Annotated in this window: 22 protein-coding genes; 14 read left to right on the top strand and 8 right to left on the bottom strand. The window is 64.0% G+C overall.

Annotated elements, in window-relative coordinates; translation table 11 throughout:
• Nucleotides 1-43: 43 nt before the first annotated feature.
• From ACYU81_RS04230 to flgB, 5 genes are all read right to left on the bottom strand, one after another.
• On the bottom strand, nucleotides 44-787 hold the full coding sequence (locus tag ACYU81_RS04230; RefSeq protein ID WP_460986495.1) for a flagellar basal body rod protein FlgF: 744 nt from the start codon (nucleotides 785-787) through the stop codon (nucleotides 44-46).
• Between the two features lie 136 nt (nucleotides 788-923).
• Nucleotides 924-1,787 (bottom strand): flagellar hook-basal body complex protein, encoded by an 864-nt coding sequence (locus tag ACYU81_RS04225; RefSeq protein ID WP_460986494.1) that lies wholly within the window; start codon nucleotides 1,785-1,787, stop codon nucleotides 924-926.
• Between the two features lie 42 nt (nucleotides 1,788-1,829).
• Complete coding sequence (locus ACYU81_RS04220) at nucleotides 1,830-2,489, bottom strand: flagellar hook assembly protein FlgD (RefSeq protein ID WP_460986493.1); 660 nt, start codon at nucleotides 2,487-2,489, stop codon at nucleotides 1,830-1,832.
• Nucleotides 2,486-2,896 carry a flagellar basal body rod protein FlgC gene (gene flgC, locus ACYU81_RS04215; protein ID WP_449473860.1) on the bottom strand — a complete coding sequence of 137 codons (411 nt, stop codon included), beginning with the start codon at nucleotides 2,894-2,896 and terminating at the stop codon, nucleotides 2,486-2,488. The genes ACYU81_RS04220 and flgC overlap by 4 nt, the downstream gene beginning before the upstream one ends.
• Nucleotides 2,897-2,898: 2 nt before the next feature.
• Nucleotides 2,899-3,270, bottom strand: coding sequence for a flagellar basal body rod protein FlgB (gene flgB / locus ACYU81_RS04210; protein ID WP_460986492.1), 372 nt, complete (start codon nucleotides 3,268-3,270; stop codon nucleotides 2,899-2,901).
• Between the two features lie 261 nt (nucleotides 3,271-3,531).
• Between flgB and ACYU81_RS04205 the strand changes: the two genes are divergently transcribed.
• The 8 genes from ACYU81_RS04205 (at nucleotide 3,532) to ACYU81_RS04170 (ending at nucleotide 9,853) form a co-directional block, all read left to right on the top strand.
• Complete coding sequence (locus tag ACYU81_RS04205; RefSeq protein ID WP_460986491.1) at nucleotides 3,532-4,200, top strand: MotA/TolQ/ExbB proton channel family protein; 669 nt, start codon at nucleotides 3,532-3,534, stop codon at nucleotides 4,198-4,200.
• On the top strand, nucleotides 4,200-4,691 hold the full coding sequence (locus ACYU81_RS04200; RefSeq protein ID WP_460986490.1) for a flagellar motor protein MotB: 492 nt from the start codon (nucleotides 4,200-4,202) through the stop codon (nucleotides 4,689-4,691). The genes ACYU81_RS04205 and ACYU81_RS04200 overlap by 1 nt, the downstream gene beginning before the upstream one ends.
• 92 nt (nucleotides 4,692-4,783) lie before the next feature.
• The gene (locus ACYU81_RS04195; protein ID WP_449474667.1) at nucleotides 4,784-5,302 is read left to right on the top strand and encodes a flagella basal body P-ring formation protein FlgA; all 519 of its coding nucleotides are present in this window, start codon (nucleotides 4,784-4,786) and stop codon (nucleotides 5,300-5,302) included.
• A gap of 46 nt (nucleotides 5,303-5,348) precedes the next feature.
• Nucleotides 5,349-5,627, top strand: a complete 279-nt coding sequence (gene flgM, locus ACYU81_RS04190; protein WP_460986489.1) for a flagellar biosynthesis anti-sigma factor FlgM — start codon at nucleotides 5,349-5,351, stop codon at nucleotides 5,625-5,627.
• A gap of 8 nt (nucleotides 5,628-5,635) precedes the next feature.
• Entirely contained in the window at nucleotides 5,636-5,944 is a 309-nt protein-coding gene (locus ACYU81_RS04185; protein ID WP_460986488.1) for a hypothetical protein, read from the top strand.
• A 213-nt stretch (nucleotides 5,945-6,157) separates the two neighbouring features.
• Nucleotides 6,158-6,979: a lytic transglycosylase domain-containing protein gene (locus ACYU81_RS04180; protein WP_460986487.1), complete on the top strand. Its 822-nt coding sequence runs from the start codon at nucleotides 6,158-6,160 to the stop codon at nucleotides 6,977-6,979.
• A gap of 9 nt (nucleotides 6,980-6,988) precedes the next feature.
• Nucleotides 6,989-9,109 carry a flagellar biosynthesis protein FlhA gene (gene flhA / locus ACYU81_RS04175; protein WP_460986486.1) on the top strand — a complete coding sequence of 707 codons (2,121 nt, stop codon included), beginning with the start codon at nucleotides 6,989-6,991 and terminating at the stop codon, nucleotides 9,107-9,109.
• A gap of 12 nt (nucleotides 9,110-9,121) precedes the next feature.
• Nucleotides 9,122-9,853, top strand: a complete 732-nt coding sequence (locus ACYU81_RS04170) for a sigma-70 family RNA polymerase sigma factor (RefSeq protein ID WP_460986485.1) — start codon at nucleotides 9,122-9,124, stop codon at nucleotides 9,851-9,853.
• A 94-nt stretch (nucleotides 9,854-9,947) separates the two neighbouring features.
• On the opposite strand, the gene mdoH is transcribed toward ACYU81_RS04170, so the two are convergent.
• The 3 genes from mdoH to ACYU81_RS04155 all read right to left on the bottom strand — a co-directional run bounded on the left by mdoH (nucleotide 9,948) and on the right by ACYU81_RS04155 (nucleotide 14,419).
• Nucleotides 9,948-11,831, bottom strand: a complete 1,884-nt coding sequence (gene mdoH / locus ACYU81_RS04165) for a glucans biosynthesis glucosyltransferase MdoH (RefSeq protein ID WP_460986484.1) — start codon at nucleotides 11,829-11,831, stop codon at nucleotides 9,948-9,950.
• Nucleotides 11,832-11,890: 59 nt separating this feature from the next.
• Nucleotides 11,891-13,375: an OpgD/OpgG family glucan biosynthesis protein gene (locus ACYU81_RS04160; RefSeq protein ID WP_460986483.1), complete on the bottom strand. Its 1,485-nt coding sequence runs from the start codon at nucleotides 13,373-13,375 to the stop codon at nucleotides 11,891-11,893.
• A 216-nt stretch (nucleotides 13,376-13,591) separates the two neighbouring features.
• Nucleotides 13,592-14,419: a flagellin N-terminal helical domain-containing protein gene (locus ACYU81_RS04155; RefSeq protein WP_460986482.1), complete on the bottom strand. Its 828-nt coding sequence runs from the start codon at nucleotides 14,417-14,419 to the stop codon at nucleotides 13,592-13,594.
• A gap of 14 nt (nucleotides 14,420-14,433) precedes the next feature.
• Between ACYU81_RS04155 and ACYU81_RS04150 the strand changes: the two genes are divergently transcribed.
• The 6 genes from ACYU81_RS04150 (at nucleotide 14,434) to ACYU81_RS04125 (ending at nucleotide 19,739) form a co-directional block, all read left to right on the top strand.
• Nucleotides 14,434-14,661: a hypothetical protein gene (locus tag ACYU81_RS04150; protein WP_460986480.1), complete on the top strand. Its 228-nt coding sequence runs from the start codon at nucleotides 14,434-14,436 to the stop codon at nucleotides 14,659-14,661.
• An 87-nt stretch (nucleotides 14,662-14,748) separates the two neighbouring features.
• Entirely contained in the window at nucleotides 14,749-15,987 is a 1,239-nt protein-coding gene (locus ACYU81_RS04145) for a sigma-54 interaction domain-containing protein (protein ID WP_460986479.1), read from the top strand.
• 12 nt (nucleotides 15,988-15,999) lie between these two features.
• A complete protein-coding gene (fliE, locus tag ACYU81_RS04140) occupies nucleotides 16,000-16,359 on the top strand; it encodes a flagellar hook-basal body complex protein FliE (protein ID WP_449473838.1) in 360 nt (119 codons plus the stop codon).
• 3 nt (nucleotides 16,360-16,362) lie between these two features.
• Nucleotides 16,363-18,099, top strand: coding sequence for a flagellar basal-body MS-ring/collar protein FliF (fliF, locus tag ACYU81_RS04135; protein WP_460986478.1), 1,737 nt, complete (start codon nucleotides 16,363-16,365; stop codon nucleotides 18,097-18,099).
• The gene (fliG, locus tag ACYU81_RS04130) at nucleotides 18,092-19,108 is read left to right on the top strand and encodes a flagellar motor switch protein FliG (protein WP_449473834.1); all 1,017 of its coding nucleotides are present in this window, start codon (nucleotides 18,092-18,094) and stop codon (nucleotides 19,106-19,108) included. The genes fliF and fliG overlap by 8 nt, the downstream gene beginning before the upstream one ends.
• A complete protein-coding gene (locus tag ACYU81_RS04125; RefSeq protein ID WP_460986477.1) occupies nucleotides 19,101-19,739 on the top strand; it encodes a FliH/SctL family protein in 639 nt (212 codons plus the stop codon). Before fliG ends, ACYU81_RS04125 begins: the two co-directional genes overlap by 8 nt.
• The last annotated feature ends 4 nt before the right edge of the window (nucleotides 19,740-19,743 follow it).

Here is a 19,743-nt window from a genome sequence, read left to right as displayed (position 1 = left end):
TGCCCAATGGCTATGCTCAACGAAAAGCAAGGTTCGTGCCAAATTAACCATCAAGCCGCATGAGCGAGGCGCCGCCGTCATCCAGCTGCTTGGCGGTATCGATCAGCTTCACCTGCGTTTCCCAAGCACGGCTGGCTTCGATCATATCGACTAGGGCCGATGTGGCGTTGACGTTGGAGCCTTCGATCGAACCGCCGGTAACGGTCGCGAGCGGATCGGTCGGCAGCGCGCCACCATTGGTTTCGCGGAACAGGCCGTCGGTGCCCTTGGCGATGCTGGAGCCGACCGCGCGGACGAGCTTCAGTCCATCGACGCGCTGCGGGTTTGCCGGGTCGCCGCCCTGCGGCACGCCCCAGATGCTGCCGTCCTGCGAGATGGAAACGCTGTCCATCTGGGGCAGGGTGATGGGGCCGCCTTCGCCCAGGACGGGAAGGCCGTCGCCGGTCGTGAGGAGGCCGCTGTCGGAGACCTTAAGGTCGCCCCGGCGCGTATAGGCTTCGCTGCCGTCCGCGGCCTGAACGGCGAGCAGTGCATCGCCGTTCATGGCCACGTCCAGCGGATTGCCGGTTTCGACGACCGCGCCCTGCGCCATGTCGGACGCGATCACCTGTTCGGACGCCTGCGCCCGCGTTTCGAAACCATCGCCCTTGATCCAGCGCGTCTCTGCATTGGCGATCTCCGCCCGGAAGCCAACCGTGTTGACGTTCGCGAGGTTGTTGGAGATCGACGCCTGCCGCGCCATCGCGCCGCGCATTGCGGTGAGTGCCGTGTTGACGAGCCGGTCCATGGGTGAATCCTGTTTCTAGCGAGATCAGCTTTGATGCCGTCATCCCCGCGGAGGCGGGGATCCATCTCCTGAACGCGGCGCTTGGTGCTACGCCTGGAGAAGGTTTCCCGCCTCCGCGGGAATGACGGTTTAGGTTTTAGGTGCGCATGTTCACGATGGTGGTCGACAGCGTGTTGGCCGCTTCGATCGCCTTCGAGTTCGCCTGGAAGTTGCGCTGGGCCGAGATCAGGGCGACCAGTTCTTCCGTGATGTCCACGTTGGCGCGTTCGAGGGCGCCCGAGCGAACCGAGCCGTAGAGGCCGCTGTTGCCGGTGCCGAAACGCGGCGCGCCGCTGGCCGAGGTGGAGGTCCAGTGCGCGTCGCCCTGCTGACGCAGGCCGTCCTGGCTGTTGAACGCCGCCATGGCGGTGGTGCCGAGATAAACGGTCGAACCATCGGCATAGACGCCGGTGATCTGCCCATCCTTGCCCACGCCGACGCTGTTCAGCTGGTTGCCGGTGCCGCCAGCGGGCCAGTTCGTGGGGACCTGAAGGTCGGCGAGGTCGCCGGAAGTCAGGGTGCCAGCGGCGAGGCCCGCAGCGGTCGCTGCGGAAGGCAAGCCGGTGGTGGGATCGACCGGGATGACCTGAACGCGGGCGCCGGTGGTATCGACCACGAAGCGGTCCTCGGTCAGCGACAATGCGCCGTTACGCGTGAAGCTGACCTGGCTGTCGCCGGTGCGCTTGACGGTGAAGAAGCCTTCGCCGGTGATGGCGAGGTCCAGCGTCTTGTCGGTGCCTTCGATCGTGCCTTGCGTGAACTGCTGGGTGATGCCCTGCACGCGCGCACCCTGGCCAGCGACCTGCGTCGTGGTCTGCATCGGCGCGGCGGCGAAGATGTCGCCGAACACGGCTTTGCTCTTCTTGAAGGCGGTGGAGTTCACGTTCGACACGTTGTTGGCGATGGTGGCCAGATCGGTCTGTGCGGCCTTCAGGCCGGAAAGCGAGATGTAGAAGGACATGGCGTTGCTCCTTGGGTGAAAAGGATTTGGTGGGTGATAAGGTTAGGAGAGTGAAATGGCGTCTGACGGGCTGTAGCTGCCCAATGCGGTGATGAGTTTGGATGCGCTGCCGTCAGCGGGTGACTGGACGGCAGCGATGGTGGCCCAGCTGGCTACGCGGGAAGGGGTTGCGCCGCTGACGCGGATTTTCAGCGCGTCGGTGGCAACCCTGTTTCCGGCTTCGTCCTTGCCGTCCCAGTAGAAATTGGCGTCGCCTGCGGATCGGTTGCCAAGGTCGATGGTCTTCACGACATTGCCGTTGCCGTCCATCAGATCGACGCTCGCGCCGCTGGTTGCGTCGGCGAACGTGACCTGGCCGATATACTGGCCAGCGGCATCAGGCGCGACGATGTTGCTTTGGACCAGCATTGACTTGCCGATCCAGCTGGCGGCATCGCCCAGGCGCGAACCGGTCAGCTGGGAGGCGAGGCCCTTTAGCGTCTGGTTCATTTCCGCGATGCCGCTGGAGTTGGTGATGGTCGCCATCTGGGCCACCATTTGCGCGTTATCCATCGGCGCGAACGGGTCCTGCGTTTGCATCTGCGCGGTGAGCAGGCGCAGGAAATCCGCCTGGCCCATCTCCGCCTTGCCGGTGCCGACATTCTTGTAGGGGTTATAGGCCGACAGCCCTGCGCTGTCGGTGACGGTCGAGGTCGTGCTCATTTGCCGATCCTTATGGTTTCGAGCATGAGGGATTTGGCGGTGTTCAGCACCTGCACGTTGTTCTGATACATGCGGGCGGTCTCGATCATGTCGACCAGCTCCGCGCTGCTATCCACGGCCGATTCCCAGACGTCGCCATTCTTGTCGGCGAGCGGGTGGTTGGGATCGTGGCGCTTGGTGGGCTTGGCGTCGGTGGTAAGGACGCTGGCGACCTTTACCGTGGACACGCCGGGCTTGTCGGTGACCGATTCAAAAACGGGCTTGATGGCGCGATAGGCGGATGCCTCGCTGCCGGTGACGTTGCCCGCGTTCGCCATGTTGGAGGCGGTGGCGTTCAGGCGCACCAGCTGCGCGCTCATGGCGCGGCCGGCGATGTCGAAGACGTTCATGGGGCCAGAGCCGCTCATGCTCATTCTCCCTTCAGGGCGCGAGTGACGGTGTTGATGCGGCCCTCAAGGAAGGAGAGGGTCGTGCGATATTTGACGGCGTTTTCGGCGAACAGCGTCTGTTCGGTGCTGAGTTCGACGGTGTTGCCGTCGAGGCTGGGCTGAAGCGGGACGCGATAGCCCATGCTGTCATCGACCGCTTTGCCGACATCCGCGATTCCGCTGCCCTGCTGGCGCGTCGTCGCTTCCTTCAGCGCTGACTCGAAATCGATGTCGCGCGCCTTGTAACCGGGGGTCGAGGCGTTCGCGATGTTGGACGCGAGCAGGGACAGGCGTTGCGAGCGAAGCGCCAGCGCCTTTCCATGTATCCCGAACAGTCCGTCTTCCAGCGACATTTCCGTCTTTCCGTCTTTTTGCCCCGAGGGGCCTAAAAGTTGCGGGTCATTCGCCGTTCTGAAGCCTGAAGGCGTGAACCGCGGGTGATCCGAACGGGTATTCGCAAGAGCCGTGCCAATTTGCGTGGGTGACGCATCGGCATGCGCTGAAATGGCGGAAATCCTTGGGTTCGGATTGCGGCGACGGCAGGGGCGGCAAGATTTTGCCGGTCTCTGGCAAGGCTTTGCCGCTGGTGATCCGGGTGAATGGGGGATTGGTTGATGTTCGGGATTTTGACGCAACTCTTCGATCCCCTGACGCTGATCATCATGATTGCGGGCGTGGGCGCGGTGGCGCTGTTTCAGAATGGCGGCCCGGCGATCGGGCGGGGGTTCGCGGCGTTGGTGCCGCTGCTGCGCGCCGATCCGGACAAGGATCAGGCGACGGCGCGCGCGGCCCTGCTGAAGATCGATCAGGTTGCGCAGCTGCGCGGCCTTGCCTGCACCGACCGGGTGAAGACGGCCAATCCCTTCCTAGCCGAAGCGGCGCGCCGCCTGGCCAATAGCGAAAAGACCGAGCAGTTCGAGATTTGGGCAGCGCAGGCGCTGGCCGATCGGGCGCGCCGTCATGGCGGTGCGCGCAATGTCTGGCTGTCGATCGCTGATGCCGCGCCAGCCCTTGGCATGGCGGGTACGATATTGGGGTTGATCGGCATGTTCGCGGCGATGGATGACCCGGCCGCGCTGGGGCCGTCCATGGCGCTGGCGCTGCTGACGACGCTCTATGGCGTGGTGATCGCCAATGTCATCGCCGCTCCGATCGCAAGCCGCCTGGCCGACCTGTCGGAGCGCGAGTTGGCATGGCAGAAAGAAGCGGTCACCCGCATGGTCGCCATCGCCCGGCGCGAAAATGTGACGACGCTGCGGGCGTCCATCCGCGAGGTTGCGTGATGACCGCTGCCGCATCGCAAGCCCGGCGCAATCGCTGGGCGGTGAGTTTCGCCGATCTGTTGTTGTTGCTGCTCGGCTTCTTCATCTTGCTTCAGGCGAGCGGGCAGAAGCGCGACGCCATGCTGGCGCAGGTGCGTCAGCAATTTGGCGGGCGCGCGATTGCCAAGGATATGGAATTGCGCGCGGCGGAGCTGTTCCTGCCGGACGAGGCTTTGTTGTCCGATCGGGGCAGGGCGGCGCTCGCCAGGGTTGGCGCTGGCTTGCGGCGAGGAACGGGCAGGATCGACATCAGCAGCATCGGCACCGATCCAGCGCGGCGGCGATTCGATCCGTGGGATCTGGCTGCGGCACGACTGGGCGCGGTGGCGCGCGAGTTGAAGGCGCAAGGGCTGGGCGATGACCGGCTGCGCATCCGGGGCCTTGATCAGATGGATGGCGGCACGGGCAAGGGGCAGGTGATCCGCATCGGTGAAGCTGCCGTGCGGCGTTAACGACTTGTTAGCCATGTCGGATGCTTAATGCGTGGCATGAATCTGCCTGCATCCGGAGATATGCTGTGAACAAGCTGCCCTTCATTGCCGCCATGGTGCTGGCCGCAGCGGCTGCTCCGCCTGCGCTGGCCCAGCAGAAATTCGAGAATCTCGATCGCCTGGACGGGCTGGTCGCGATGACCGTCGGCGCCAATATCGGTGAGCCAGGCGGCCCTGTCGCGCCGGTCGATCGGCGGCTGCGGCTGGCGGCTTGTCCGGTGACGCCCAGCGTCGAAGGGCCGACTTTCGGCGCGGCGATCGTCAAGTGCGACGCCCTTGGCTGGCGCATACGTGTGCCGCTGAGCGGTGGTGGGGCTGGTGCTGTGACGCCGGTCGCCCGCTATGGTGCACCTGCTCGCCCGGCGCAGCGCGACATGGTGGTCAAGCGCGGCGACCCCGTCCAGCTGATCGCTGGCAATGCGAGTTTCAGCGTCTCGCGCGTGATGATCGCGGATGAAGATGGCGCCGTGGGCGACACCATCCGCGTGCGCGAGGACAAGAAAGCAGCGCCCGTTCTGGCGCAAGTCGTGGAAATGGGCACGGTGCGCATTCCAGGATTTAATGATTTTTGAACGCTGCCGTTATAGGATGAGCGGGACGAGTGAAGGATAGTTAGCCATGATCAAATCTGTCGGCCAGAATATGAGCGCCGCCATAGAGGCTTCCCGCTTGCGGGAAGGGGGCAAGGCGCGGACCTTTTCAGACAAGGGATCGGTAGGCGTGTCGTCATTTTCAGCATCGGCTAGCCCGGCTGCCCGCATGGCTTCAGAAGGCGCGCCGGTCGATATGGACCGCGTCGCGGCGATCAAGGCGGCTATCGCGTCGGGCAACTATCCGGTCGATCCGGCTGCGATTGCCGACAGGATGCTCGCGCTCGACCTGCCGGTTAACGGGTAAGATAGTCGATGCCGCTCGGGCTTGCAGCGCTGGATGATCTCTTCTCGGCCTTCGAGGAGCTGCGCGCGGCGCTTGATGGCACCGACGTGGCGGCGATCGATGCCGCCGCATCTCATGTGAGCAGGAGCGCTGCCGCAGTGCGCGCGATCGGCGCATGGCGCGCGGATGACGCGATTCGTGAGAGGGTGACGGCACTGCTTCCCCTGATCGAAGCGGCGCGGGTGCGAATCAATGTGCTGACCGATCATGCAGGGCAGCGTCTGTCTTTGCTGGCGGCGCATGGATCGACGCAGGCTCCGTTGGTTTACGGGCGGTAAGGCCCCAAACCCTTCTCTTTTTTGAGAAAGAAGAGCCCTTCGACAGGCTCAGGGCGAACGGCTCTTATATTTTGATGTTGGAAATGAGGCGCCCCAGAGGCGCCTTTTTTCATGCATGCTGAACGCGCCATCAATATTTATGGAGCGCGCGTTAACCAAATCTTGGCATAACCCTTGCTCTAATGGTCCCCGGTACCAACGGGGATTTTTCATTTGTCGGCTTTTGCAGACATATCAGCGACAGGCGCTTCGACCGGCAATCGCGTGACGAACGCGATCGCTATGGCGAGCCGCAGGACGGGCGTGGACTTCGCCTATCTGCTGGGCCAGGCCAAGATCGAAAGCAGCCTCAATCCCACGGCGCGCGCGAGCACTTCTTCGGCGCGGGGTCTTTATCAGTTTGTTGACCAGAGCTGGCTTGCCGTTGTCGATAAGCATGGCAGCGAATATGGGCTGGGCTGGGCGGCCGACATGATCAGCCGGGGTCAGAATGGCCGCTATTATGTCGCCGATCCGGAGATGCGTCAGCAGATACTGGACCTGCGCAATCATCCCGAAACCGCCTCCGTCATGGCCGCGCAGCATGCCGCCGACAACAAGGCCTATCTGGAACAGCGGCTTGGCCGCGAGGCTGAGCCGGTCGATCTTTACCTCGCTCATTTTTTGGGCGTCGGTGGGGCGAGCAAGTTCCTGTCCGTTCACGACCGCGCGCCGGGTGCGACCGCCGCGTCGATGTTCCCGGCTGCTGCGCGGGCGAACCGTTCCATCTTCTACGATCGGTCGGGCAGTCCCCGCAGCTTTGCCGAAATCCGCGACCGTTTCGCTTCCAAGCTTCAGCGCGGTGTCGATTCGATCAACACCGGCCCCATCCAATATGCCGACGCTTCGCTGCCCGAAGGCGCGAAGACGGTGCAGCCCGCCGACTATGTGCGGATCGAAACCCAGCGCCTCGCCACTGCGGCCGATGTCAGCATCAAGCCGCAGCCTCAAACCGCGCGCCTCGCCTATCTCATGCTCGCCACCCTCGGAAGGTAACGGCCAACTATGACTCCCGCCCAAGTCAAAGCGAAGATCTGGATGAGCGCCGCCAAGGGGGCGGTGCTGCCTATCGCGACGCTGATGGTCGTGCTGTTCATGATGGTGCCGGTGCCCGCGTTCATGCTGGACGTTGGTTTCATAACCAACATCATGATTTCGCTGGCTGTGCTGATGGTGGCGTTGAATGCCGCCAAGCCGCTCGATTTCTCCAGTTTCCCGACAGTGCTGCTGTTCGCGACCTTGCTGCGGCTGGCGCTGAACGTCGCATCGACGCGTGTCGTGCTGGTACAGGGGCATGAGGGATCGGACGCGGCGGGCCATGTCATCGAAGCCTTTGGCCACTTCCTGATCGGCGGCGACTATGTCGTCGGCATTTTCGTCTTCGCGATCCTGATGATCATCAATCTGGTCGTTATCACCAAGGGCGCGGGCCGCGTGTCGGAAGTCAGTGCGCGCTTCACTCTGGACGCCTTACCCGGCAAGCAGATGGCGATCGACGCGGATTTGAACGCTGGCCTGCTGACACCTGAGGAAGCCAAGGTCCGCCGCCGCGAAGTGGCTACCGAAGCCGATTTCTACGGTTCGATGGACGGTGCGTCGAAGTTCGTAAAGGGTGACGCGGTTGCGGGCATCCTGATCCTTGCCATCAACATCGTCGGCGGCATCATCCTGGGCGTGGTCAGCCACGGCCTGTCGATGGGTGAGGCAGCGCAGACCTATATCGTCCTTGCCATCGGCGACGCGCTGGTGGCGCAGGTTCCCGCGCTGCTGCTCTCCATCGCCGCCGCCGCCATCGTGACGCGCGTCGGTAGCGAGCAGGAGCTGTCGGATCAGATCACCGGCCAGTTCGGATCGAGCAAGGCCTGGGCGCCGGTCGCCGCGATCCTGACCTTCCTCGGCATCCTGCCCGGCATGCCGCACATGATTATCCTGCCCGCCGCAGCACTTGCGGGCTATATCGCCTGGCACCTGCGCAAGACTGCCAAGGCCAAGGCCGCCGAGCCTGCGCCGATGCCGGAACCGGCTAACCCTGCGCTCATCGAATGGAACGACGTGTCGGACGGCGCGATCCTGGGCCTAGAGATCGGCTATGGCCTCATTTCGCTGGTCGATGAGCGCAAGGGCGCGCCGCTGATGGCCCGCATCACCGGCATCCGCCGTCAGCTCTCCAAGGAGCTGGGCTTCGTCGTGCCGATGGTTCGCGTGAAGGACAATCTGGCGCTGGAGCCGAACCAATACCGCATCACCATCGCTGGCGTCGTCGTCGGCGAGGATGAGATTTTCCCCGACGATCTGCTGGCCCTCGACAGTGGCGCGCTGGAAGGCGTGGTGTCCGGGCGTGAGGCAAAGGACCCGACCTTCGGGCTGGACGCCGTGTGGATTTCTGCCGCCAAGCGCAGCGAAGCGGTGGTCTGCGGCTATACGGTCGTTGATCCGCCGACGGTCGTCGCGACCCACCTCAATCAACTGATCGCCATGAACGCCAGCGAGATGTTCGGTCTGGACGAAGCGCGCAAGCTGCTCGACAATCTGAAGGACGCCGCGCCGCAGCTGGTCGATGGCCTGACCCCCGGCACGCTCAGCCTTACGCAGATTTCGGCGCTGTGCCGCGCTCTGCTCTCCGAAGGCATCGCGCTCAAGGATTTCCGCCGCATTTGCGAAGCGATGGTCGATGCTGCACGGCCCGACATGAGCCATGAGCAGCTCGTCGAAGCCGTCCGCCAGCGGATTGGAGCCCTCATCATTCAGGGCCTCGTGCCGGTGAAGATGCCGCTGCCGGTCATCACGCTGGACGGCGATCTCGAAGCGCTACTCGCCCAGGCGATGCGTGTCGCAGGCGATGCCAAGCATCCGATCGAACCCGCGCTGGCCAACCGCATCATCGAAGCGGTGGTGCAGGCGGCGCGGCCGATCATGGGGCAGGCACGCAACTTTGCGATCGTCACGTCGCCGGTGGCGCGCCGCGCGCTCGCCCGCCTGTTCAAGCCGCATCTGCCCGAAACGCCGGTGCTGTCCTTCCTGGAAATTCCCGATGGCAAGGGCGTGGAGGTCGTCGCGGTGGTCGGCGGCGAACAGCGGCCCGCGCCGCGCCACGATCCAGCGCCTGTTCGCGAACGCGTCGCATAAGGAGCCTGACCCATGTTCATGAAAAAGGTCGTCGCCGGTTCCGATGCCAATACCTATGGCCGGTCGAACAACAGCCCTGAACAGCTCGCCCGGCGCTATATGCCGCTGGTGCGCAAGATCGCCTGGCATGTGCATGGCCGGGTGTCGAGCGCGGTCGAGGTCGAGGATTTGTTGCAGATCGGCATGGTCGCGCTGGTCGAGGCGGCCAATGGTTTTGAGGATCGCGGCTTTGGCTTCGCCTCCTATGCGCAGATGCGCGTGCGCGGGGCGATGATCGATCATTTGCGCCGTGGTGCAACGATTGCCCGGTCGGCGATGGCGAACCGTAAGCAGCTTGCCGCGGTGCGCAACAGGCTGGAGCAGCAGTTGCGTCGCGCGCCCCTCGAAGCCGAAATGGCGAGCGAGATGGGCATGGAGGCTTCCGCCTATCGCGAACTCGCCGACAGTTGCGAGATGGTGCAGCATACCAGCATGGATGAGGTCTATTCCGACCAGTCCATGTGGTTTGCCGACGTGGAAGATCGCGCCGATGACGTCATGGAGCGGGAGTCGCTCAAGGCTGCGCTCGCCGGGTGCATCGGCGAACTGCCGCAGCGTGAGGCGCTGGTGTTGCAGCTGTATTTTGTCGAGGAATTGAACCTGGAGGAAATCGGCCAGGCGCTGGACATTGGCGCGGCGCGGGTGTGTCAGATCAAGAAGGCCGCGCTCGACAAGCTGCGCGAGAAGCTGCGGGAGTGGGACTGACATATGCGTCATCCCAGCGAAAGCTGGGATCTCGTGAGGCTATGTCGCTTGCTCTCGCCTGAGATGCCAGCTTTCGCTGGCATGACGGTGTTTGCTAACGATCGTTCGCGACTGCCTGCTGAAGCGGAGCCGCCCCTCGGACCTGTTCGGGATAGTGCGGTGGACGATAGCTTTGTGCCCGCCACCATGGCTCGGCCACCTGGAATAGTCCGCTGCGTTCGGCCTTCTGCCCCAAATCCTTGCGCGCAGTGACGGCAGCAAGGACGGGGGCGAGTACGAGGCCCGCGACGACCGGCATGATCCATCCAACCGATGTGCCGCCCCGGATCGCCAGCACGGTCAACAAGCCGCCCAGCATGATATGATATTTGAAAAGCCAGATGGCGCTGGTCATGGACATGCCGTCGCGATCGCGGATTTGCCCGCTCCAGCTGCTTTTCCGGCCCATCAATATGCCGAACAGGTTGATCGTCTGGGTGAGCATGCTGACGGGCGCCATCAGGATCGAAAGCGCGATGTCGGCGATCACCCCACGGCTCATGCGGGCCGCTCCGCCAAAGCCGATGCGCCGGGCGGGATCAGCCATCGCCCACCCCATCGCGAGCAGCTTCGGCCCGAACAGCAGCACCGCCGTCAGCGCCAGAAGGCCGCCCGATGGCAGGATGGCGCTCGGCGGCCACACGCCAGCCAGCGCGCCGCCCAGCACCACCAGCATGAGCGCGAGCCAGAGCGGCGACGTGCAATAGGCAGAAGCGCCGACCAGCAACTGGAAGCGGCTGACCAGATGCAGTCCCCTGATCTTGGGGATGAGCGGCACATGCTGGATATTGCCCTGGCACCAGCGCCGGTCGCGGGTGGCTAGGTCGGGGAGGGAAGGGGGAAACTCCTCGAAACTGTCGTCGGCCATCACCATGTGGACATCCCAGCCTCGCCGACGCAGCAGTGCGGCCTCGATCATGTCATGGCTCATGATATGGCCCCCGAAGGGCGCGCGTCCCGGTAGTTCGGGAAGGCCGCAGCTTTGCGCGAAAGCCTTGGTCCGCAGGATGGCGTTATGCCCCCAGAACATGCCTTCAGACCCTGCCCACCAGATCATGCCCGCAGCGGAAATGGGGCCAAACAGGCGGCTGGCGAACTGTTGCCAGCGTGCGAAAAAGGTGGTCGCACCTACGAGCGTCGGCACGGTCTGGATGAGGCCGACATGCGGGTGCCGTTCCATGTCGAGCGCCAGACGCGCCATGGTCTGGCCGCTCATGACGCTGTCGGCATCCAGAACGATCATATAATCATAGCCGCCGCCAAAACGCTGCACCCATTCGGCGATGTTGCCCGGCTTGCGCCCGATATTGAGCGCGCGTCGGCGATAATGGACGGGGCGCGAGAAGCCCTTGCGCATTTCCATATAGGCTTGGCGCTCAATCTCCCCATTGGCGGGGTTGGAATCGCTCAGGATGAAGAATTCGAAGCGTTCATGGCCCATGACCTGCGCCAGCGAGCGCTCCATGAACGACAGGCGGCCCATGACGCCCAGGAAATCCTCATTGCAGACGGGTAGAAGCACGGCCGTGCGGCCCCGGATCGGACTAGCGAACAGCGCGCGATGGGGGTGGGCGCCCGGACCTTTGCCCAAGGTAAGCGTGAGGAAGCCGATGAGGCTGGTCGCAAAGCCGAAGGCGATCCACGCGAACAGGGGAATGAAGAGCGCGAGATAGACGCCTTCCCATAGCGAAATGCCGTCCAGACCAATCGACCGCCGCATCTCATGAGCCGCAATGGAGGCGGGAAGCAAAGCCAGCAGCACGACCAGCATGCGCCGCGCCCATTGGTCGATATTCAGCGGCCGATGGGGGAAGTCGCGCGGATGCTCCCGGAAATCCTGTTCCGGCATGGCGAGGGGCATCTCGGCGGGCACATGCTCGAACCCGCGCGCAACGGCTTGCGCCGCTTCGCCGCTCGTCTGTCCGCCACTGATCGCCATCTTGTGTTTCCGTTCTGTCATCGTAACGGACGCAACGCGCCCGGTCTCCGCCGGTTTCTTCAAGCGCCTAGCGGATAATGCACATATTCGCTGAGCGCGGTATTGCCGGAGCGAAGCTGAACCCGGATATCGGCCGCTTTGCCGCCATCCCGCCGCAGATCGAGGGCGACGCGGAAAAGGCCGGGCTGATGCAGGACGGGGTAGCCGCCTTTCCTGACCAATGCAGCGCCTGCCGTATCGACCCAGATATCCGGACGCGCATCTTGCGCAACGCCGGAAAAGTCGAGGATCAGGCGGTCGACGCCCGCTTCATTAGCCTGTCCGGTCCAGATAGTGGCGAGCACCGCGCCGCTCTTTGCCGGCCCACCCGCGGACGACCAGTCCAGCCGGTAACTGGCGTCGATCCTGCCGCCCCCGCGCACGGCCGCCGCAGGGGTCCAATAGGCGCAGACATTATCGACATATTCGCTGGTGGTGGGAAATTCGTAGAGCCGCACCTGCCCGGCACCCAATGGCTTGCGCGAAGCTGCCCATAGCGAGGGGCGACGCTCGTAGAAAACGCCGTCATCCTGATAATGGTCGAAGTTCCGGTCCCGCTGCATCAGGCCGAAGCCCCGAGGATTGCGCTCGGCAAAGGCATCGACGCGCGGAGCGGACGGATTGATGAGCGGACGCGCATGGGTCGTCCCATCAGCGCTGCCGATCGCGAGCAGGTCGGAATCATGGATTTCCGGCCGCCAATCGGTGCGGGACGCGCGGCTTGCCTGATCATACCAGAACATGCTCGTCATCGGCATCAGCCCCAGTTCGGCAATCGCGCGGCGGGGGAAAAGGGCGGTGTCCACATCCTGCCGCACGCCCTGCGCGGTCAGCTCGCTTACGAAGCGATAGGCCCCCGTGATGGAAGCGCCATCGAGCAGGGCATAGATGGTGATGCTGCTGCGGCCCGTGCGCTCCAGCCAGAAATGGGTGAAGCGGGGAAATTCCTCCTTGCCCTGAATGCTGGTGTTGATCGCGATCGCGCGGGCGGACAGGCCGAACTGCTTCGTGGCGCCGGGGGAGCGGAAATAGCTGGCCCCGAGGAAGGACAGCCAGTCGCCATTGCGCGCCGCATTCATGACGCGGAACCCGGCATAACCAGCGTCCGGCCCCAGCTGTTGCACCGCATTGTCGGCGGGGGCGTCGAACATCGTCGGATCATAACGTAGCGGGACGGCGCGGCCATTTTCCACCAGCTCGATTTCCACTGGCTGTTCAGCCGAGGCGCTCAACGGGAAAAGTTGCACTCCGGTGTCGCCGGGTAGGTTGCCCCAGATGGTCCGGTCTTCGCGGAAGCGCGCCTTGTAGAGGGCATCATAGTCGACCTTGCGGGCGCCGGGATGATGAGGCGTTTCCCTATAAGGCTGCCGCGAGAGCCGCTGGGCGCGGGCGATCACCATTTCCCATGAAAAGCGCCCGCGACCCTGCTGGGCCAGGGCCGATCCGGGCAGGAGAAGGGTGGCGCCTGAGGCGGCGATCATTGCGCGCCGGTCAATCTTCATCATGGCCGTAATGATGGGCGCATGGCCGCACATTGCAAGCCTTGGCAGGCCAAAATGCGGTGAAGCCTCCGCCCGGGGGGACGGAGGCTTCGATATGCTGGCCGTTCGATCGAAGGTTGGTTGCCCGGCGCGGTGGGGACTGTTGATGTGCCGGGTTCCCGTGACTGACTGTAAGGTGACCAATACCCCAGCCGGTCAATTCAGTTCAGCTATTCCAGATTACTGGATCAGCTTCAGGACGTTCTGCTGGCTCTGGTTCGCCTGGGCGAGCATCGCGGTCGAAGCCTGGTTCAGGATCTGCGCCTTGGCGAGCGCGGTCGTTTCGGCCGAGAAGTCGGCGTCTTCGATGCGGCTCTTGGCGTCAGACAGGTTTGTGATGTTGTTGGTCAGACCGTTGACCGTCGATTCCAGCTGGTTCTGAGCAGCGCCGAGCGAAGCGCGGGTCGTGGCTACATCCTTCAGCATGGTGTCAACGTCGGTCAGGGCGGTTGCAGCGCCGGTCGTCGTGCTGACGTCCGAAGAAGCAAGGTTGGTCAGCGCCGAGAAGGCGATGTTCACGACGTCGCCGGAATTGGCGCCGGCCTGGATGTCCACGTCGCCGGCCTTGGCGGTGTAGGTTGCGCCGGCCGCGCTGTTGAAGATGCGGACGCCGTTGAATTCCGTCGTGGCGAGGACGCTGGTGATCTGCGTCTTCAGCGCGGTCGCTTCAGCGTTCAGGTTGGTGCGGTCGGTTGCCGAGTAGGTTTCCGACTTCGACTGGACGGCCAGTTCGCGGATACGCTGCAGCATGTTGGCGACTTCGCCGAGAGCGCCTTCCGCCGTCTGAGCGAGCGAAATGCCGTCATTGGCGTTGCGGATGCCCTGGGTCATGCCCTTGATCTGCGAGGTCATCTGCGAAGCGATCGCGAGGCCCGCTGCGTCGTCCTTGGCGCTGTTGATGCGCTTGCCGCTCGACAGGCGCTCCATGGCGGTGCTCAGCGACTTGCCAGCGAGAGCCGAAGCGTTGGCGGCGCGCAGAGCAGAAGAGTTGGTTCCGATAACAGTCATGATATTCCCTTTCTATGTCCTATCAGGTCGCTGCCATCAGGCTGCTTGCGGCCTCGAAAGGGGATAACGGCGGCGCGGAAAAAGCTTTTAGGCCTGAGCGCGATTTTTTTGAGAAAAGTTCAAAAAGCCCGGAAATCAAGGCTTTCACGCGCGCGCGTCCAATAGAAGCCGACTTCGTGCGGCGGGAAAGCGGAAGAAAATTGCCGCCGACCGGCAAGGTTATTGCCGCATTAACCAGATGATAACCATGCGAAGGGCATTTGTCAGAGCATCGAAGGGGGGTTGGAATGTGCGGGGGCACAATCCGGCCAAAATGATTGGGGACTTTCATGGCATCGTTAGACGTCAGCCGAGGTGTCTGCGCCCTCGTTCCGGGCCTGCAACATTGGCTGGAAAATGCCTTTTACATGGTACGCATCGTCGATGCGCAGAGCCCGCGTGAGCGGGAGGACCGCCGCGTCCTTCTGGCGACCGAGATCGGCCATGCCACCCATCGCGACATCCTGATCAACATGATCGACGGCGCGCCTTCGCTGGTGCCTGCCGCCAACGGCCTGCCCGCCCGCGTGGCTTTCGGCCTTGAAGACATGGCCTTCGCCTTTGCGCTGATCGCTGAGCTGGCCCGCCCCGCGAGCGTCCCGGCAGTAGGCGACGCCGCCAGCACCCGCCTGATGACGTTGGCTGGCCGGGTTGCCCGCAGCGACGCCACCGTCCTGATCCAGGGCGACACCGGCACCGGCAAGGAAGGCATGGCGCGCTTCCTTCATGCGCAGTCGGGCCGCATTTCCCACGACTTCATCGCAGTCAACTGCGCCGCGCTTCCTGAAACCATGATGGAAGCGATGCTGTTCGGTCATAAGAAGGGCAGTTTCACCGGCGCGGCAAACGCTTCGGACGGCCTGTTCCTGGCGGCGGACGGCGGCACGCTGTTCCTTGACGAAATCGCCGAACTGCCGCTGCCGCTTCAGGCAAAGCTCCTCCGCGCATTGCAGGAAGGCGAAGTCCTTCCCGTCGGCGCGACCCATCCGGTGCCGGTCAATGTGCGCATCATCGCCGCCTGCAACCGCGACCTCGCCGCCGAAGTCGCCGCCGGACGCTTCCGTGAAGACCTTTACTGGCGGCTCAATGTCATGCCGCTGGAACTGCGCCCGCTGGCCGAGCGTGCTGGCGACGTGACCGCCATCGCCGCCGCCATGCTGCTGCGCCATCAGGATTTCGTCTGGCCGACCGCCGCCGCGCTGGAAAAGCTCGCCGCCCATGTCTGGCCGGGCAACGCCCGCGAACTCGGCAATGTGCTTCAGCGCGCTATCGTGCTGCGTGAAGGTGACCGGATCGAGGACGAAGACCTGCACATCGCCAGTGCGCCGCAGCTGCGTGTCGTGGGCGCGCCTGCCCCGGCCGAGCCGGTCCGCTTGCGCGACGTTGCTCACCAGTCGAAACTGGAGGCGGTCCGCGCCGCGCTTCGTGAAACGGACGGCCACCGCGCCGCCGCCGCCCGCAAACTCGGCATTTCAGAACGCACCCTGCGCTATCGGCTTGCCGAGATGCGCGAACTTGCAGCGGCTTGAGGGAGGTAGGGCATGACCGGCATTTCCCCGACTGACAGCGTGATGGCGATACGCAACGCCATCCTTCAGAAGAACGCCGCCCTGCGCGACGTCGCCCAGACCGGGACGGTCGGTGGCGGCGCGGGTGTGGGCGGGGCCGAGGGCACCAAGCCCGGCGGCTTCACCGAGGCGCTCAACTCTGCCTTGCAACAGGTCAACGGCTTGCAGAGCCAGGCGGGCGCGGCGGCTTCCGCGTTCGAGCGTGGCGAGACTACCGATATCGCTGCCGTCATGCTGGCCAAGCAGCAGGCGTCGGTCAGCTTCGAGGCGACACTTCAGGTCCGCAACAAACTCCTGTCCGCCTATAAGGACATTATGAGCATGCCGGTATAAACGATGAGCGAGAACGCACTCACCCTCGATGGCGGCGCTGCCGCTCTCCCCGCCACCAGCGGCGCCGGTTTCGGCGGTGCGAAGGGCGCCGATGCGCTCAAAGCGCGCTTCACCGGCCTCATCAAGCAGCCAGCGGTAGCGAAAAGCCTGCCGCTGCTCGGCCTGCTGGGCGTCGTTGCTACCGCTGGTGCTGCATGGCTCGCGCTTCGCGAACCGCCGCAGCGCGACCTGTTCCGTGGCCTGCCCGATGCTGACAAATCAGCGGTTGCGCAGGTTCTGGACCAGAGCGGCCTCGCCTATGACTTCGACAAGTCGGGCGCGATGACCGTGGCCGAAGACGATTATTTCAAGGCGAAGATGATGCTCGCCGCGCAGGGCCTGCCCAAGAGCGCGCCTGACGGCAACAGCATGATCGACAGCCTGCCGATGGGCGCCAGCCGCGCGGTCGAGGGCGAAAAGCTCCGCTCCGCCCGCGAAATGGACCTTGCCCGTACGATCGAGGCTATCGACAGTGTTGAGAGCGCCAAGGTCCACCTCGCCGTTGAACCGCCCAGCGTTTTCTTACGGGATCGGGCCAAGCCTTCGGCATCGATCATGCTCCGCCTCGCTTCGGGCCGGACATTGGCCGACGCGCAGGTGAGCGCGATCGTTCACCTCGTCGCATCATCGGTGCCGGAACTCAGCCCCGACCAGATTTCGCTGGTGGACCAGAATGGCCGCCTGCTCAGCAATAATGACGGCAATGCCGCCGACGATCGCCAACTCGCTGTCCAGGGGAAGATCGAGGACCGCTATCGCCAGTCTGTGATCGCGCTGCTGACCCCGATCCTGGGCGAAGGCAAATTCTCGACGGAAGTCCGGGCTGAACTGAATTTCGCCGAACGTCAGGCGACCCGCGAAAGCTTCCCGCAGGACGAAGCGCGCCTTCGCACCGAGCAGGGGACATGGGCATCCGATCCGCGTGGCCAGGGTGCTGGCGGTGAGGCCAGCGGCGTTCCCGGCGCGCTCAGCAATCAGGCGCCCGTCAACCCGACCGTCACGCAGACCAATCCCAATGGTCAGGCCGTCAGCCAGGGCACGCAGGCAAACCAGCCAGCCACCCCGGCCAGCGCGCCGATGAAGACCGAGGAAACCTTCAACCGCAGCTTCGAGCTGGGCCGTGAAGTGTCGGTCACCAAGGATGCCGTCGGCACCGTCAAGCGCCTGTCGGTCGCCGTCGCGCTCGACAATGGCGCGGACGGCAAGCCCCGCTCGGCGCAGGAAATCGCCGCGCTCGAAGCACTGGTGAAGGGCGCGGTCGGTTTCGACCAGGCGCGCGGCGACGTGGTTGCCTTGTCCTCACGCAGCTTCGTGAAGGCCGAAGAAGTGAAAGCCCCCTGGTATGAAGCCGACTGGATTTCGCCTCTGGTGCGTAACCTGTCGGCCCTTGCCGTCGCGCTGCTGGTCATCTTCGGCATCGGCCGCCCCCTTCTGAAGCGCCGCGCCGCCGCTCAGGAAACTGCCGCTGCCGACATGGCCGCCCAGGGCCAGAAGATCGGCCGCGAAATCTCAAGCGAAATCGGCCGCCATGCCGCTGCGACGCCGCAGGCAGGAAAGCCGATCACGCTCGACATGATCTCGTCCACCTATGACTATGCGCAGCGCGCCGACCTTATTCGCAACTTCGTGAAGCAGGACCCGGATCGTGCCGCCCTTGTCGTCCGCGACCTCCTGAAGGAAGGGAAGAAGGACAATGGCTGAGGCCGCAACCGCTCCTGCCGCGATCAAAGGCAGCGCCGCCGCCGCCGTCCTGCTGATGCTGTTCGATGAGGATGAAGCCGCGCAGATCCTGTCGCGCCTGGAACCCGACGAAGTCCGCCAGCTTGGCTATGCGATGTACGACGTCGCCGACGTCGCGGTCGAGGAAGTCAATGAAGCGCTCGACCATTTCGTCACCAAGGCGAAGAAGCGCACCACCATCGGCTATGGCGCGACCCGCCACATCCGCGGCGCGATGACCAAGGCGCTGGGTGAGGAGCGCGCCGAAACGATCCTGGCCCGCATCACGCCGCCGACCCGCTCCACCCAGCTCGAAATGCTGAAGTGGATGGACGCCAAGGAAGTGGCTTCCCTGATCGAAGCGGAGCATCCGCAGATCATGGCGATCGTGCTCGCTCATCTGGAAGCGCCGGTAGCCGCCGACGTCCTGCAACTGCTTCCGGCAGAATATCAGGAAGAGATCGTCTATCGCATTGCCACGCTCGGCCCCGTGTCGAACGAGGCGCTGGACGACCTGGAGCAGCTGTTGCTGCGCGGTTCCACGTCCAAGAAGCAGGGTGCGGCGTCGCAGCGCGGCGGTACGATCGAAGCCGCCGCGATCATGAACAATGTCCGCAAGGACAATGAACAGCGGATCATGAAGGCGGTCGCCAAGCGCGACAAGATGATCGCCCAGACCATCGAAGAAGAGATGTTTGTGTTCGATAACCTGATCGACATGGATGACAAGAATATGGGTACGCTGATGCGCACCATCGACAGCAGCGTGCTGGTCGTGGCGCTGAAGGGCGCGAACGAGATGCTGAAGGGCAAGATCTTCGGCGCCATGTCGGCGCGCGCGGCTCAGGCCATCGCCGACGAGATCGAGGAACGCGGACCCATTCGCCTTGCCGAGGTGATGGAGGCGCAAAAGCTGATCATCGCCACCGCGCGCCGCATGGCGGACGCAGGCACCATCATGCTGGGCGGCAAGGGGAACGACTTTGTTTAAGGTCTGGGACGCAGGCAGCTGTCAGGATTTCTCCAGCATTCCGCTGGGCGGCATGGGGCAGGTGAAGAGCGGAAGCTTTCGCAGCCTTTATGCCGACGGGGCGGCTTCGCCCGGCATGACGATGCACAGCGCCATGCCCGCGATGACCGACGAAGACCTGCTGGAGCAGGCGCGGATGGAAGCCTTCACCCTCGGTTTCGATGAAGGATGCCGGGTGGTCGGGGACGCCTCCGCCGCCGATGCCGAAGCGCGCGCTCGCCTCGCTGAAGCGTTGGAACTGCTGACCCCCGCTCCCAGTGGCATGCTGTCCACCATGTTGTCCGCTGCCGTCGTTCGCTTGGTCGAGCAGATCGTGGGCGAGGTGGAGATCGACATCGAACGGCTGGTCCAGCGTTGTGACACGGTCGCCGCCTTCATCGAGGATAATGAGGATAAGAGCGCGCTGCACCTGCATCCTGAGGATGTGGCGATGCTGGAAGGCGAAGCGATCGGCCTCAAGCTGGTCGGCGACCCCGCCATGCATCGCGGTTGCGTACGTCTCGAAACCGCTGACGGCTGGGTCGAGGATGGCCCGGATGTGCGCCTGTCGCGCCTGCGCGCGCTGATGGACGACATGGAAGGCCGTTCATGAAAGG

The sequence above is a fragment of the Sphingobium sp. TomTYG75 genome (assembly GCF_054771635.1).
This window is presented reverse-complemented; position numbering and strand designations above follow the sequence as displayed.